Origin of the sequence: Rhodovulum euryhalinum, from assembly GCF_004342445.1 — a bacterium.
GTDB lineage: Bacteria > Pseudomonadota > Alphaproteobacteria > Rhodobacterales > Rhodobacteraceae > Rhodovulum > Rhodovulum euryhalinum.
Genome location: NZ_SLWW01000005.1, coordinates 211,854 through 224,585, shown reverse-complemented (window position 1 = coordinate 224,585; position 12,732 = coordinate 211,854). Strand labels below are relative to the sequence as shown.

16 protein-coding genes are annotated in these 12,732 nt (G+C 67.3%); 4 read left to right on the top strand and 12 right to left on the bottom strand.

All coding sequences use genetic code 11. The features are described from left to right. Window positions 1–6: 6 nt before the first annotated feature. Entirely contained in the window at window positions 7–780 is a 774-nt protein-coding gene (locus tag EV655_RS08180) for a ZIP family metal transporter (RefSeq protein ID WP_165905305.1), read from the bottom strand. A 111-nt stretch (window positions 781–891) separates the two neighbouring features. Between EV655_RS08180 and EV655_RS08175 the strand changes: the two genes are divergently transcribed. After that, a complete protein-coding gene (locus EV655_RS08175) occupies window positions 892–2,055 on the top strand; it encodes an alpha-hydroxy acid oxidase (protein ID WP_132543673.1) in 1,164 nt (387 codons plus the stop codon). A 102-nt stretch (window positions 2,056–2,157) separates the two neighbouring features. Next, window positions 2,158–2,781, top strand: coding sequence for a 50S ribosomal protein L25/general stress protein Ctc (locus tag EV655_RS08170; protein WP_132543671.1), 624 nt, complete (start codon window positions 2,158–2,160; stop codon window positions 2,779–2,781). A 93-nt stretch (window positions 2,782–2,874) separates the two neighbouring features. Here EV655_RS08170 and EV655_RS08165 read toward each other — a convergent pair whose 3' ends face one another. Continuing rightward, window positions 2,875–3,414: a hypothetical protein gene (locus EV655_RS08165; protein WP_132543669.1), complete on the bottom strand. Its 540-nt coding sequence runs from the start codon at window positions 3,412–3,414 to the stop codon at window positions 2,875–2,877. Between the two features lie 147 nt (window positions 3,415–3,561). After that, complete coding sequence (gene hmuQ / locus EV655_RS08160; RefSeq protein ID WP_132543667.1) at window positions 3,562–3,873, bottom strand: heme-degrading protein HmuQ; 312 nt, start codon at window positions 3,871–3,873, stop codon at window positions 3,562–3,564. Between the two features lie 90 nt (window positions 3,874–3,963). Between hmuQ and pth the strand changes: the two genes are divergently transcribed. Beyond that, complete coding sequence (gene pth / locus EV655_RS08155; protein WP_132543665.1) at window positions 3,964–4,662, top strand: aminoacyl-tRNA hydrolase; 699 nt, start codon at window positions 3,964–3,966, stop codon at window positions 4,660–4,662. Window positions 4,663–4,672: 10 nt separating this feature from the next. After that, window positions 4,673–5,050, top strand: a complete 378-nt coding sequence (locus EV655_RS08150) for a DUF2237 family protein (RefSeq protein WP_132543663.1) — start codon at window positions 4,673–4,675, stop codon at window positions 5,048–5,050. 6 nt (window positions 5,051–5,056) lie between these two features. Here the strand turns inward: EV655_RS08150 and trpB are convergent, their stop codons facing one another. The 9 genes from trpB to aroA all read right to left on the bottom strand — a co-directional run bounded on the left by trpB (window position 5,057) and on the right by aroA (window position 12,667). Beyond that, a complete protein-coding gene (trpB, locus tag EV655_RS08145; RefSeq protein ID WP_132543661.1) occupies window positions 5,057–6,286 on the bottom strand; it encodes a tryptophan synthase subunit beta in 1,230 nt (409 codons plus the stop codon). Between the two features lie 14 nt (window positions 6,287–6,300). Beyond that, window positions 6,301–6,744: a GNAT family N-acetyltransferase gene (locus EV655_RS08140; protein ID WP_132543659.1), complete on the bottom strand. Its 444-nt coding sequence runs from the start codon at window positions 6,742–6,744 to the stop codon at window positions 6,301–6,303. Window positions 6,745–6,778: 34 nt separating this feature from the next. Next, window positions 6,779–7,120: a hypothetical protein gene (locus EV655_RS08135; protein WP_132543657.1), complete on the bottom strand. Its 342-nt coding sequence runs from the start codon at window positions 7,118–7,120 to the stop codon at window positions 6,779–6,781. Beyond that, on the bottom strand, window positions 7,117–7,773 hold the full coding sequence (locus tag EV655_RS08130; RefSeq protein ID WP_132543655.1) for a phosphoribosylanthranilate isomerase: 657 nt from the start codon (window positions 7,771–7,773) through the stop codon (window positions 7,117–7,119). The genes EV655_RS08135 and EV655_RS08130 overlap by 4 nt, the downstream gene beginning before the upstream one ends. 8 nt (window positions 7,774–7,781) lie before the next feature. Then, window positions 7,782–8,147 carry a lipopolysaccharide assembly protein LapA domain-containing protein gene (locus tag EV655_RS08125; RefSeq protein ID WP_132543653.1) on the bottom strand — a complete coding sequence of 122 codons (366 nt, stop codon included), beginning with the start codon at window positions 8,145–8,147 and terminating at the stop codon, window positions 7,782–7,784. Between the two features lie 12 nt (window positions 8,148–8,159). After that, complete coding sequence (gene ihfB / locus EV655_RS08120; protein ID WP_132543651.1) at window positions 8,160–8,441, bottom strand: integration host factor subunit beta; 282 nt, start codon at window positions 8,439–8,441, stop codon at window positions 8,160–8,162. A gap of 289 nt (window positions 8,442–8,730) precedes the next feature. After that, window positions 8,731–10,413: a 30S ribosomal protein S1 gene (gene rpsA / locus EV655_RS08115; protein ID WP_132543649.1), complete on the bottom strand. Its 1,683-nt coding sequence runs from the start codon at window positions 10,411–10,413 to the stop codon at window positions 8,731–8,733. 296 nt (window positions 10,414–10,709) lie between these two features. Then, the gene (locus EV655_RS08110; RefSeq protein WP_132543647.1) at window positions 10,710–11,318 is read right to left on the bottom strand and encodes a (d)CMP kinase; all 609 of its coding nucleotides are present in this window, start codon (window positions 11,316–11,318) and stop codon (window positions 10,710–10,712) included. Beyond that, window positions 11,315–12,667, bottom strand: a complete 1,353-nt coding sequence (aroA, locus tag EV655_RS08105; RefSeq protein ID WP_132543645.1) for a 3-phosphoshikimate 1-carboxyvinyltransferase — start codon at window positions 12,665–12,667, stop codon at window positions 11,315–11,317. The genes EV655_RS08110 and aroA overlap by 4 nt, the downstream gene beginning before the upstream one ends. Between the last annotated feature and the right edge of the window lie 65 nt (window positions 12,668–12,732).

The window sequence follows — 12,732 nt, the reverse complement described above, 5'->3', positions numbered from 1 at the left end:
CCTGCCTCAGCCCAGCGTCACGTCCAGCACCATCATCAGGATCAATCCCGCCGTCAGCCCCGTGGTGGCGCGGTTCTGATGGCCGCGGCGGTGGGTCTCGGGGATGATCTCGTGGCTTATGATGTAGATCATCGCCCCCGCCGCGAAGGCCAGCCCCCAGGGCAGCACATGAACGGAAACCGACACCGCGGCGGCGCCCAGAACGCCGCCCACCGGTTCGACCAGCCCGGTCGCGAGCGCGATGAGGAACGCGGTCAGGCGCCGGTAGCCCTGGCCGCGCAGCGCCACCGCGACGGCCAGCCCCTCGGGCGCGTTCTGCAACCCGATGCCGGTGGCCAGCGATATGCCATTGGCCACGTTGCCGCCACCAAAGCCCACGCCGACGGCCATGCCTTCGGGGAAGTTGTGGATCGTGATCGCGAAGACGAAGAGCCAGATCTTGGCCAGCGCCGCGGCTTCTACCCCTTCGCGGCCCGCCAGGAAATGTTCGTGCGGCACGTATTCGTTCATCGCGGCGATCGCGAGCGCGCCCAGCGCGATCCCCGCCCCGGCGATCAGCGCCGCGACCAGAACGCTCCCATAAAGCCCCTCGGCCGCGTCGATTCCCGGCAGGATCAGCGAGAAGAACGAGGCCGACAGCATGACGCCCGCGGCAAAGCCCAGCATCGTGTCATTGGCCTTGCGCGAGATCGTGCGGCCCATCAGGACCGGCAGCGCGCCCACCCCGGTCATCAGGCCGGCGGCAAGAGAGGCGAGAAGGCCGAGGGCGACAATGCTCATGGCGCCTGCATCGCCGATCGCACGCCCCCCTTCAAGCGGCAATGCCGAACCCCGTTGCGGGAAACCCGGCCGATTGGTAAAGCCCTCTTACCAAAGCGAGGGAGCCGCCCCATGCCCGTCATCACCACCATCGAGGACCTGCGCCGGATCTACGTTCGCCGCGTGCCCCGGATGTTCTACGACTATTGCGAGTCGGGCAGCTGGACCGAGCAGACCTTTCGCGACAATATCAGCGATTTCGCCGAAATCCGCCTGCGCCAGCGCGTCGCCGTCGACATGGAGGGCCGGTCCACTGCGACCAGGATGGTCGGCCAGGACGTGGCGATGCCTGTTGCACTGGCCCCGGTGGGCCTGACCGGCATGCAGTCTGCGGACGGTGAGATCAAGGCGGCGCGGGCGGCCGAAAAGTTCGGCGTGCCCTTCACGCTGTCCACCATGTCGATCTGTTCGATCGAGGACGTGGCTGCCCACACGACCAAGCCCTTCTGGTTCCAGCTTTACGTGATGCGCGACGAGGAGTTCGTTGCGGGGATCATCCAGCGCGCCAAGGATGCGCGATGCTCGGCGCTGGTGCTGACGCTGGACCTGCAGATCCTCGGCCAGCGGCACAAGGATCTCAAGAACGGGCTGTCGGCGCCACCCAAGATGACGATCCCCACCATGCTGAACCTCTCGACCAAATGGGGCTGGGGGCTGGAAATGCTGGGCACGAAACGCCGCCAGTTCGGCAATATCGTGGGCCACGCCAAGGGCGTTTCGGATGTCTCGTCGCTGTCGGACTGGACGGCGGAGCAGTTCGACCCCTCGCTCGACTGGGACAAGGTAAGGCGGCTGAAGGAGCAATGGGGCGGCAAGCTGATCCTCAAGGGCATCCTCGATGCCGAGGACGCGCGCCGCGCGGCCGATGTCGGCGCCGACGCGATCGTGGTGTCGAACCATGGCGGGCGGCAGCTTGACGGGGCGTTGTCCTCGATCCGGGCACTGCCGTCGATCGTGCGCGCCGTGGGCGACCGGGTGGAAATCCATGTCGATGGCGGCATCCGCTCGGGTCAGGACGTGCTCAAGGCGCTCGCGCTGGGCGCGAAGGGCACCTATATCGGCCGCGCCTTCGTCTATGGGCTGGGCGCGATGGGCGAGGCGGGCGTCACCCGTGCGCTGGAGATGATCCACAAGGAACTGGATACCACCATGGCGCTGTGTGGCCGCAAGAGCGTTGAAACCCTGGACCGCGGCATCCTGCTGGTGCCCGAGGATTTCGAGGGGAAATGGGCCTGAGGCCCCCGTTTCCCCTTTCCAAGCGGCCCCGTGTCGGCTAAGGGCACGGCTTCAACCGGGCATACACCCTTGGAGGATGCCCAGAACCTAGGAGAATGACCAATGGCTGGTGAGATTCCGGATCTCTTCGCCACGGAACGTACGGGGACAGGCAAGGGGGCCGCTCGTCAAGCTCGTCGTGAGCAGTTCGTTCCGGGCATCGTCTATGGCGGCGGCGCAGAGCCCCTGCCGATCAACCTGAAATACAACGAGTTGCTGAAACGCCTGAAGGCGGGCCGCTTCCTGTCCACGCTGTTCAACCTCAAGGTCGAGGGGCACGACGACGTGCGGGTGATCTGCCGCGGCGTGCAGCGCGACGTGGTCAAGGATCTGCCGATCCATGTCGACCTGATGCGCCTGCGCCGCACCTCGCGGATCAACCTCTACATCCCGGTCGAGTTCGTCGGGCAGGAGAAATCCCCCGGCCTCAAGCGCGGCGGCGTGCTGACCGTGGTGCGGCCCGAGGTCGAACTGGTGGTCACCGCGGGTGAGATCCCCGAGAAGCTGACGGTCGATGTGTCGGCCCTGAACGTCGGCGATATCGTCCACATCTCGGACGTGGCGCTGCCCGAGGGCACGCGCCCGACGATCACCGCGCGCGATTTCGTGATCGCGAACATCTCGGCCCCGTCCGGCCTTCGGTCCTCCGAAGGCGAAGACGACGGTGACGAGGGCGACGAGGCCTGAGGCGACACCGCCTTGCGTGCATAGGATGCGGGGCCCTTCGGGGCCCCGTTTTCATGTGGCGGACAGGTGGTCGTGAACTCGCCCGGTCCCGGATCAGAATCCCGGCGGCGCGTCGGGATCGACGGTTCCCAGAAGCCCTGGCAGCCCCATGCAGAAGCGGTGCATGCGGATCGCGCCCTCGCTGCCCGCGGGCGTGGTGACGCCCCCGGGCCACCAGGCTTCGAGCAGATCCTCCTGGCTGGCCGCATCGATCACCGGGCGCAGGTGGCGCGTCTCGAACTCCTCGACCCAGCCGACCTGCAGCCAGAGCTGCTGACGCGCGATACTCCAGGTGCCGGGCCCATCCAGCACGTCGAGCAGCCGCCAGTGCTGGCCGATCATGTCCCGTGCCCAGGCAACGCAGAGGATGCCCGCCTTGAGCCGTGCGGTTTCCGACATCTCGGGCGGCGGAACGGCAACCGTCGACAACTCGTCCAGCGTGGGGCCCGGATCGAAGGGCATCTCGACCGCCGCGGCCGGCGACGCGCCAAGCAGGATCAGCAGGCCCGCCAGTGATGCCGCGCCCCCCGCCCGATACGTGACCGGGGCGCCGCGCGAAGGACCGCAGAAGGATCGGAAAAGGAAACGTGCCATGTTCGTCGCCTCGCTTTGCCCCGAGCGTGGCCCAGCGAGGTTTCGAAATGGTTGTCCCATCGCACAGGACCGTCCATCAACAGGCGGTCCTGCCCGTTTTGCAGGCATCCAAAATTGCTGCGCCGCAGAAAGAGGCGGACGCGCGCCTCAGGCGAGGAGCTGCACCGACTCGAAGATCTCCAGTTCGGGCGGTTCGAGGTACAGATCGGACGGCCCCTTCGCCCCCTTGTGCGCCGCCCGGAACGCCTCGGATTTCGTCCAGGCGGTGAACGCGGCCTCGCTGTCCCAGAAGGTATGCGAGGCGTAAAGGCGGTAGCCCTCGCGCTCGGGGCCCTTCAGCAGATGGAAGCCGGCAAAGCCCGGCACGGTCTTGAGATGGCTGTCGCGGGTCTTCCACACCGCCTCGAAATCCGCCTCGCGGCCGGATTTCACCTTGAACCGGTTCATCGTCAGATACATCGCGCGTCTCCACCCTTTATCGCACCGGACTGGAATCCCGGCGCAGTTCACGGCATCAAGGACAGAGGTTCAAGTGGGGAGCGAAGGCGGATGCGTCTCTTCGTCGGTCTGGGCAATCCGGGCGCGAAATACGCGGGCAACCGGCACAATATCGGCTTCATGGCCGTGGACCGGATCGCCGCGGATCATGGTTTTTCGCCGTGGCGGTCGAAATTCCAGGGCCAGGCGGCCGAGGGGCGGCTGGGAACCGAGAAGATCGTCCTGCTGAAACCCGAAACCTACATGAACCTGTCCGGCGATTCGGTGCAGGCGGCGGTGCAGTTCTACAAGCTGGCTCCCTCAGACGTGACCGTGTTCCATGACGAACTGGATCTTGCCCCGGGCAAGTGCCGGCTGAAACAGGGCGGCGGGCATGCCGGTCATAACGGTCTGCGCTCGATCCACGCCCATATCGGACCGGACTACGCGCGGGTGCGGCTGGGGATCGGCCATCCGGGCCACAAGGACCGGGTCTCGGCCTATGTGCTGAGCGATTTCGCGAAAGCCGACGCGGATTGGCTCGATGATCTCATGCGCGGGATTTCGGAGGGGGCGGCGGCGCTCGCCGAAGGCGACGGGGCGCGGTTCCTGAACGCGGTCGCGTTGCGCACCGCACCGCCGCGCAGTTCGGATCGCGCCGCCGCGCCGGAAAAGGTCAAGGCCCCGTCCCCCGCCCCCGCCAGGCCCGACACCCCAGCGGCCCAAGACACCCGCTCGGCGCTTCAGAAACTCGCCGACCGCTTCCGGTAGGAGACCCCCGATGCCCGATCACAAGGCCCCTTCGGTGAACGCCCTTGGCGGCAGCCTCGCCCCCTGTTCGAACGCGCCGATGACCGGGTTCTTTCGCAATGGCTGTTGCGACACCGGCCCCGGCGACACCGGCAGCCACACGGTCTGCGCGGTGATGACGGCCGAGTTCCTGGCCTATTCGAAATACGTGGGCAACGACCTGTCGACGCCCCGCCCCGAATTCGGCTTTCCGGGGCTGAGGCCCGGCGACCGCTGGTGCCTTTGCGCCGGGCGTTTCCTGCAGGCGCACGACGAAGGCTGCGCCCCGCGGGTGGACCTGACCGCCACCCACCAGGCCGCGCTGGAGATCGTGCCGCTTGACGTGCTGAGGCTCTACGCCCTGGCCTGAGTGCGCTTACAACCCGCCCATGTCGTGGCCCAGATGGCGGGCCACGGTGAAGATGTCCTTGTCGCCCCGGCCGCACATGTTCATGCAGATGATGTGGTCCTTGGGCAGATCAGGCGCGATCTTGGCGACATGGGCCAGCGCGTGGCTGGGTTCCAGCGCGGGAATGATGCCTTCGGTCTCGCAGCACAACTGGAACGCCGCCAACGCCTCGGAATCGGTGATCGCCACATATTCGGCGCGGCCCGTTTCGTGCAGCCAGGCATGTTCCGGCCCGATCCCGGGATAGTCGAGCCCCGCGGAAATCGAATGGCCTTCGAGGATCTGACCGTCATCGTCCTGCAAAAGATACGTCCGGTTGCCGTGCAGCACGCCCGGCCGCCCCCCGGTCAGCGAGGCGCAATGCTCCATCCGGTCGTCGACCCCGTGGCCACCCGCTTCCACACCGACGATCCGGACCTCCTTGTCGTCGAGGAACGGATAGAACAGCCCCATAGCGTTCGACCCCCCGCCGATGGCCGCCACCAGCATGTCGGGCAGCCGCCCCTCGGCCTCCAGCATCTGGGCCTTGGCCTCCTTGCCGATGATCGACTGGAAGTCGCGCACCATCGCCGGATAGGGGTGCGGGCCGGCCACCGTGCCAATGCAGTAGAAGGTGTCGCGCACGTTCGTCACCCAGTCGCGCAGCGCGTCGTTCATCGCGTCCTTGAGCGTGCCCCGCCCCGAGGTGACCGGCACCACTTCGGCCCCCAGAAGACGCATGCGGAAGACGTTGGGCTTCTGCCGCTCGACATCCGTGGCCCCCATGTAGACCACGCATTTCAGCCCGAACTTGGCACAGACCGTCGCCGTGGCCACCCCGTGCTGGCCCGCGCCTGTTTCCGCGATGATCCGGGTCTTGCCCATCCGGCGGGCCAGGATGATCTGGCCCAGCACGTTGTTGATCTTGTGCGCGCCGGTGTGGTTCAGTTCGTCGCGCTTCATGTAGACCTTGGCACCGCCCAGCCGTTCCGTCAGCCGTTCCGCGAAATAGAGCGGCGAGGGGCGGCCGACATAGTGCTTCCACAGGAACTCCATCTCGTCCCAGAAGCTCTGGTCGGTCTTGGCATGCTCGTACTGCGCCTCAAGCTCGAGGATCAGCGGCATCAGCGTTTCCGACACGAACCGCCCGCCGAAGATGCCGAACCGGCCCTTCTCGTCGGGGCCCGTCATGAAGGAATTGATCAGGTCGTCGGCCATCTCTCGCGCTCCTCTCAGTCGAGCCTCTGTCTATAGGTTGTCCCCGACGCGGTAAAGCCGAGCCCGTCCAGCAGGTCGGCCGCGGTCTCGGGCATCTCTGCGATCTCGATCAACCGGCAGCGTAGCGCGCGGGCGCGGGACTTTGCATCCTCCAGCATCCGCGCCTCGATCCCCTGCCCGGCGCGGTCGGCCGCGACCCTCAGCCCCGCCACCAGCGCCCTGCGCGCCCCGTGATCGACCAGCCCCGAAAGGCAGGCCAGTTGGTAGCAGGCCACGATGCGGCCATTCTCCTCGCCCACGATCAGCAGGTTGTCACGCTCGGCCTCCATCGCGTCGAAGGCCACCTCGTAGACGTCCATGTTGAGCGCTTCGAGGATCGCGTCGGCCTGGTCCTCGACGAACAGCCCGACGATGCGGCCCAGTTCCGCGCGCCGCGCCTGGCGGATGATGATGGCCATTTTCCCCTCCCCTTTCGCTCCCGTCAGGGGGCGATCATCTGACCTCGTTGCAGAAGATGCGCGTCAGGATGCCGGTGCAGGTCGTGCCCTGGGCGTCGCCCAGCGTGACGCGCGCGCGAGAGAACAGCACCTTGTCTTCGTAGTCCAGCGAGATCAGCGCGCGGATCAGTTGCGCGCATTGTTCGCGGCCCATCTTGCAGGTCGCCATCAGGATCGCCTCGACCGGGTCGGCCTGCGCCTCCGGGTCGGCGGCATCGATCCGGGCCAGAAGCTGCGCCTCGAGCGCGGCCTCGAAATCAGCATCGGTGGGCTTGGTGAAAGCCATGGCGAGGCCCAGAATCGCAAGGGCTGCGACCAGTCCGACAAGTCCCTTCATTGCACATCCTCCCTGCGCGCTGCGGCGATGAACCGTTCGATCAGCGCCGCATCCTTGGCCCCGGGGGCGGTTTCCACGCCCGAGGACACATCCACCTGCCGCGCGCCGGTCAGCCGGATCGCCTCGGCCACGTTGTCGGGCGTCAGCCCGCCCGCCAGCATCCACGGCACCGGCCAGCGCCGGTTCGCGATCAGCCGCCAGTCGAACGACAGCCCGTTGCCGCCGGGCAGCACGGCGTCACGGGGCGGTTTCGCGTCGACCAGCAGTTGGTCGGCCACGCGGGCATAGTCCGTGATCTGCGCGAGGTCGGCCTCGTCCGCCACACCGACCGCCTTCATCACCGGCAGGCCAAAGCGGGCGCGGATCCCGGCGACGCGCCCGGGTGTCTCGTGGCCGTGAAGCTGCAGCATATCGATGGGAACCCGCTCGAGGATCGCCGCAAGCATGGCATCCTCCGCATCCACCGTCAGCGCCACCTTGGCAAGCCCGGGCGGAACGTCGGCGGCCAGAGCGCGGGCGGTCTCGATGTCGAGATTGCGCGGCGATTTCGGGAAAAACACGAAGCCCAGATAGGCCGCTCCGGCGGAAACTGCCGCCGCCACCGAAGGGGCATCCGTCAGCCCGCAGATCTTGACCCTGATATCCGACGCCATGGCGTCGTCTAGCCGGTCTTGCCGCCCTTCTCAAGCAGCGCGAGGATCTCATCGCGCCCCTCGCTCTTGTGCTTGTCGGACTTCACCTTGTCGAGTTCCCGCTTGAGCTTGGCCGCCTCGCGCCGCTGCCGGCTGGCCTGCGAGCGGTACTTGCTCTCGCGCAGCCACTCCCAGATGAAGCCGATCAGAAGCCCCGCCAGCAGCCCGCCAAAGCCCACCGCGTAAAGCGGCAGTTCGATGGACAACGCAACCCCCGAGAAGGTCGCAAGTTCCTCGGGCAGCAGGTTCAGCGTGACCGGCTGGCCGTTGGCCATGGCCACGACGACAAGGCCGATGGCCAGAACGAGAAGGAAGAGATAGCGAATGGCGCGCATGGTCTGACCCGTTTACTTTCCGTTCAACCGATCGCGTAGCAGCTTCCCCGTCTTGAAGAAAGGCACGTATTTCTCGGACACATCGACCGACTCGCCGGTGCGCGGGTTTCGCCCCGTCCGTGCGTCACGCTTCTTGACCGAGAACGCGCCGAAGCCGCGCAATTCCACCCGATCGCCGCGCGCCATGGCCGCGATGATCTCTTCGAAGATCGTGTTCACGATCCGCTCGACGTCGCGCTGGTAAAGATGCGGGTTCTCTTCGGCAATCTTCTGGATCAATTCGGATCGGATCATCGCTGCAACGTCCCTGTTCCATGCCATTCTCGCCAGCGCGGCCGAGGCTTGCGGACTATAGGCATGTTTTGTCCTTCGGAGAAACAGAAAGCCTTTGAAAACCGTAGGGGAAGCGGCGGAAAGCCGCGTCGGACGGCGCAATTGTCCGCCGTTTCGCGCGTCGAAACAGGGCGCCGACAGGGCCGGCGGGGCAGGCCCCATCGCCTCGCGGTTTCGTGATTCGGGCAAATGCAAACGGCCCCGCACCGGGATGCGGGGCCGTTCCGGAACCGGCCGTACCGGTGCCTGCTTACTTGCCTTCGCCCTTGAGCGCGGCGCCCAGGATGTCGCCCAGCGAGGCGCCCGAATCCGAGCTGCCATACTGTTCGACGGCTTCCTTCTCTTCGGCGATCTCACGCGCCTTGATCGACAGGCCCAGGCGACGCGACTTGGAATCGATGTTGGTCACGCGCACGTCAACCTTGTCACCGACCTGGAACCGCTCGGGGCGCTGCTCCGACCGGTCGCGCGACAGGTCCGAGCGGCGGATGAAGGACTTCATGCCCTCGTATTCCACCTCGATCCCGCCTTCCTCGATCATCGTCACGCTCACCGTGATGATCGAGCCGCGCTTCACGCCGCCGATGGCATCGGCGAACGGATCGCCGTCCAGCGCCTTGACCGACAGCGAGATGCGTTCCTTCTCGACGTCGACCTCGGTGACGACGGCCTTGACCATGTCGCCCTTGCGGTAGTTCTGGATCGCCTCTTCGCCGCGCTGGTCCCAGCTGAGATCCGAGAGGTGGACCATGCCGTCGATGTCGTTGTCCAGGCCGATGAACAGGCCGAATTCGGTGATGTTCTTGACCTCGCCCTCGACCTCGGTGCCGACGGGATGCGTTTCCGCAAAGACCTCCCACGGGTTGCGCATCGTCTGTTTGAGGCCCAGCGACACGCGACGCTTGGCGGTGTCGATCTCCAGCACCATGACGTCGACCTCTTGCGAAGTGGAGACGATCTTGCCGGGATGGACGTTCTTCTTGGTCCAGGACATCTCGGACACGTGCACCAGACCCTCGACGCCCGGCTCCAGTTCGACGAACGCGCCGTAGTCGGTGATGTTGGTCACGCGGCCCTTGTGGACCGAGCCGAGCGGGAATTTACGCTCGACCGCATCCCACGGATCTTCCAGAAGCTGCTTCATGCCCAGGCTGATGCGGTGGGTTTCCTTGTTGATCTTGATGACCTGAACCTTGACGGTCTCGCCGATCGACAGGATCTCGGACGGGTGGTTGACCCGGCGCCAGGCCATGTCGGTGACGTGCAGCAGGCCGTCGACACCGCCGAGGTCCACGAAGGCGCCGTATTCGGTGATGTTCTTGACCACGCCGTCGATGGCATCGCCCTCGGTCAGCTTGCCGATGATCTCGGCGCGCTGCTCGGCACGCGATTCTTCCAGGATGGCGCGGCGCGAGACCACGATGTTGCCGCGGCGGCGGTCCATCTTGAGGATCTGGAAGGGCTGCTTCAGACCCATCAGCGGGCCGGCATCACGCACCGGGCGCACATCGACCTGGCTGCCCGGCAGGAACGCCACGGCGCCGCCCAGATCGACGGTAAAGCCGCCCTTGACGCGGCCGAAGATCGCGCCCTCGACGCGGGCATCCTCGGCATAGGCCTTCTCCAGACGGTCCCACGCCTCTTCGCGGCGGGCCTTGTCACGGCTGACCACGGCCTCGCCACGGGCATTCTCGACCCGGTCGAGATAGACCTCGACCTCGTCGCCCACGGCGATCTCGGGGGCCTCGCCCGGATTGGCAAATTCCTTGAGATCGATGCGGCCTTCCATCTTGTAGCCGACATCGATGATGGCCTGGCCCGCCTCGATGGCGATGACCCGGCCCTTGACGACGCTGCCTTCCTGCGGCGTGTCCATTTCGAAGCTCTCGTTAAGAAGGGCTTCGAATTCGTCCATAGCGTTCTTTGCGCACATGTGCAGTTGGTCCTTGTGATCTGTTTCCGGCCAGGCGGTTGGCTCCGCCGGTCTTTCATGGCTTCGAACAAAACGCCGTCGCGCCCCGAAGACCGGGGCACGGCGACTCGTTCGTTGATTGGGGGCCTATAGCCCGAGCGTGCCCCCGCTGACAAGCGGAACGCCCCGGAAAACCGGACCGCCCGGGGTTTTCGGGGCGTCCATGTCGCCAAGGGCGGGGCGCGCGACGGCCCCGGACGCCCTTGCGGCCTGTGAAACCCGGGAATGGGCCGGTTTGCACCGGTCCCACCGTGGGCCTATCCGCGCGGCCGCCCCTGAAGACGGTCCGAGACATGGGCCAGGGCGACCGCGACTGCCTCGTCGATGCTCAGCGCCGTGGTGTCGATCACCACAGCGTCTTCGGCGGCCCGGAGCGGCGCGTCGGCGCGCCCGCTGTCGCGCGCATCCCGCTCGCGCACCTCGGCCAGCACCCGGGCCTCGTCGCCGCCCTCCTCCAGCCAGCGGCGATGGGCGCGGATCTCGGCGCTGGCGGTCACGTAAAGCTTCACCTCGGCCCCGGGGCAGATCACCGTGCCGATGTCGCGCCCGTCCAGCACCGCGCCCCCGTCCCGCGCGGCAAAGGCGCGCTGGAACGCAACCAGTGCCGCCCGCACCTCGGGGATCGCGGCGACGCGGCTGGCGGACTGGGCGACCTCGGACGCACGCAGGTCCGGGCGATCCAGATCGGCCGGGGCCAGCGCCCGCGCCGCCTCTACCGGATCAAGCCCCTCCAGCACCCGCGCGCCCACCGCGCGATACAGCAGCCCAGTGTCGAGATGGGCAAGGCCGAACCGCGCTGCCACGGCGCGCGCAATCGTCCCCTTGCCCGCCGCGGCAGGCCCGTCGATGGCGACCGTGAACCTCATGCCCCGGCCCGCGCGAACGCGGCGCCAAGCTTTTCCATCAGCGGCTCGAAGACCGGGAAAGAGGTGGCGATGGGCCCGGCGTCGTCCACCGTGACCGGGTTGCGCGCGGCGAGCCCCGCGCACAGGAAGGACATCGCGATCCGGTGGTCCAGATGGGTGGCGCAGGTCGCCCCCCCGGGCAGTCCGCCCGGCCCCATCCCATGCACCACCATCCAGTCCTCGCCGGTCTCGACCCTTGCGCCGCAGGCGGTCAACCCATCCGCCATAGCCGCGATCCGGTCGCTTTCCTTCACCCGCAACTCCCTGACACCGCGCATGGTCGTCGGCCCCTCGGCAAAGGCCGCGACGACCGCCAGGATCGGGTATTCGTCGATCATGCTGGGCGCGCGTTCGGGCGGCACCTCGATGCCCCGCATCGCAGGCGAGAACCGCGCGCGCAGGTCGGCCACCGGCTCGCCGCCCTCCTCGCGCGGGTTCTCATAGCTGAGGTCCGCCCCCATCTCGCGCAGCGTGTCGAACAGCCCCGCCCGCGTCGGGTTCAGCCCGATGCCGGGCACCAGCACGTCCGAGCCCTCGACGATCAGCGCCGCGCAGACCGGGAAGGCCGCGGAACTCGGGTCACGCGGCACGGCAATGGTCTGGGGCCTCAGTTCCGGCTGGCCCGTCAGGGCGATGACGCGCCCCTCTTCGGTATCCTCTATCCCGAGCGTCGCGCCGAAGCCCGCCAGCATCCGCTCGGTATGGTCCCGGGTCGGTTCGCGCTCGATCACCACGGTCTCGCCGGGCGCGTTGAGCCCGGCCAGCAGCACCGCCGATTTCACCTGCGCCGACGGCACCGGCACCGCATAGCGCACCGGCACCGGGTCGGCCGCGCCCACCACCGTCATCGGCAGCCGCCCTCCCGTGCGCCCGTAGGCGGCCGCGCCGAACAACGCCAGCGGGTCCGTCACCCGGCCCATCGGACGCTTCCTGAGCGAGGCGTCGCCGGTAAAGGTAGCGGTCACAGGCGAGGTCGCCATTGCCCCCATGATCAGCCGAACACCGGTCCCGGAATTTCCGCAATCGATCACGTCGCCGGGCTCGGCAAAACCGCCGACCCCCACGCCGTTCACCAGCCATTCGCCCGGGCCGAGGTGCAGCACCTCGGCGCCGAAGGCGCGCATCGCCCGGCCGGTATCCAGCACGTCCTGCCCTTCGAGCAGCCCGGTGATCCGCGTCTCGCCCACGCTCAGCGCCCCGAGGATCAGCGCGCGGTGGCTGATCGACTTGTCGCCGGGCACATCGGCAATCCCGTTCAGGGGGCCGGTACGGCGGGCAATCATCGGGATCGGGTCGCCATGGGCGGACATGCGCGGGCTCCTTGCGGCGGATCTGGCAGGACCGGGATTAGCGAATGTGCCACGGGGCGTCCAGC

What these genes read in the sequence shown, in the direction of transcription:
- trpB (WP_132543661.1), bottom strand. Translation starts at nt 6,286, where the DNA reads ATGGCCGACGACCTGATCAATTCCTTCATGACGGGCCCCGACGAGAAG.
- EV655_RS08135 (WP_132543657.1), bottom strand. Translation starts at nt 7,120, where the DNA reads ATGAAGGGACTTGTCGGACTGGTCGCAGCCCTTGCGATTCTGGGCCTC.
- EV655_RS08125 (WP_132543653.1), bottom strand. Translation starts at nt 8,147, where the DNA reads ATGCGCGCCATTCGCTATCTCTTCCTTCTCGTTCTGGCCATCGGCCTT.
- rpsA (WP_132543649.1), bottom strand. Translation starts at nt 10,413, where the DNA reads ATGTGCGCAAAGAACGCTATGGACGAATTCGAAGCCCTTCTTAACGAG.
- EV655_RS08175 (WP_132543673.1), top strand. Translation starts at nt 892, where the DNA reads ATGCCCGTCATCACCACCATCGAGGACCTGCGCCGGATCTACGTTCGC.
- hmuQ (WP_132543667.1), bottom strand. Translation starts at nt 3,873, where the DNA reads ATGTATCTGACGATGAACCGGTTCAAGGTGAAATCCGGCCGCGAGGCG.
- EV655_RS08110 (WP_132543647.1), bottom strand. Translation starts at nt 11,318, where the DNA reads ATGAGGTTCACGGTCGCCATCGACGGGCCTGCCGCGGCGGGCAAGGGG.
- aroA (WP_132543645.1), bottom strand. Translation starts at nt 12,667, where the DNA reads ATGTCCGCCCATGGCGACCCGATCCCGATGATTGCCCGCCGTACCGGC.
- EV655_RS08150 (WP_132543663.1), top strand. Translation starts at nt 4,673, where the DNA reads ATGCCCGATCACAAGGCCCCTTCGGTGAACGCCCTTGGCGGCAGCCTC.
- EV655_RS08165 (WP_132543669.1), bottom strand. Translation starts at nt 3,414, where the DNA reads ATGGCACGTTTCCTTTTCCGATCCTTCTGCGGTCCTTCGCGCGGCGCC.
- ihfB (WP_132543651.1), bottom strand. Translation starts at nt 8,441, where the DNA reads ATGATCCGATCCGAATTGATCCAGAAGATTGCCGAAGAGAACCCGCAT.
- pth (WP_132543665.1), top strand. Translation starts at nt 3,964, where the DNA reads ATGCGTCTCTTCGTCGGTCTGGGCAATCCGGGCGCGAAATACGCGGGC.
- EV655_RS08170 (WP_132543671.1), top strand. Translation starts at nt 2,158, where the DNA reads ATGGCTGGTGAGATTCCGGATCTCTTCGCCACGGAACGTACGGGGACA.
- EV655_RS08130 (WP_132543655.1), bottom strand. Translation starts at nt 7,773, where the DNA reads ATGGCGTCGGATATCAGGGTCAAGATCTGCGGGCTGACGGATGCCCCT.
- EV655_RS08180 (WP_165905305.1), bottom strand. Translation starts at nt 780, where the DNA reads ATGAGCATTGTCGCCCTCGGCCTTCTCGCCTCTCTTGCCGCCGGCCTG.
- EV655_RS08140 (WP_132543659.1), bottom strand. Translation starts at nt 6,744, where the DNA reads ATGGCCATCATCATCCGCCAGGCGCGGCGCGCGGAACTGGGCCGCATC.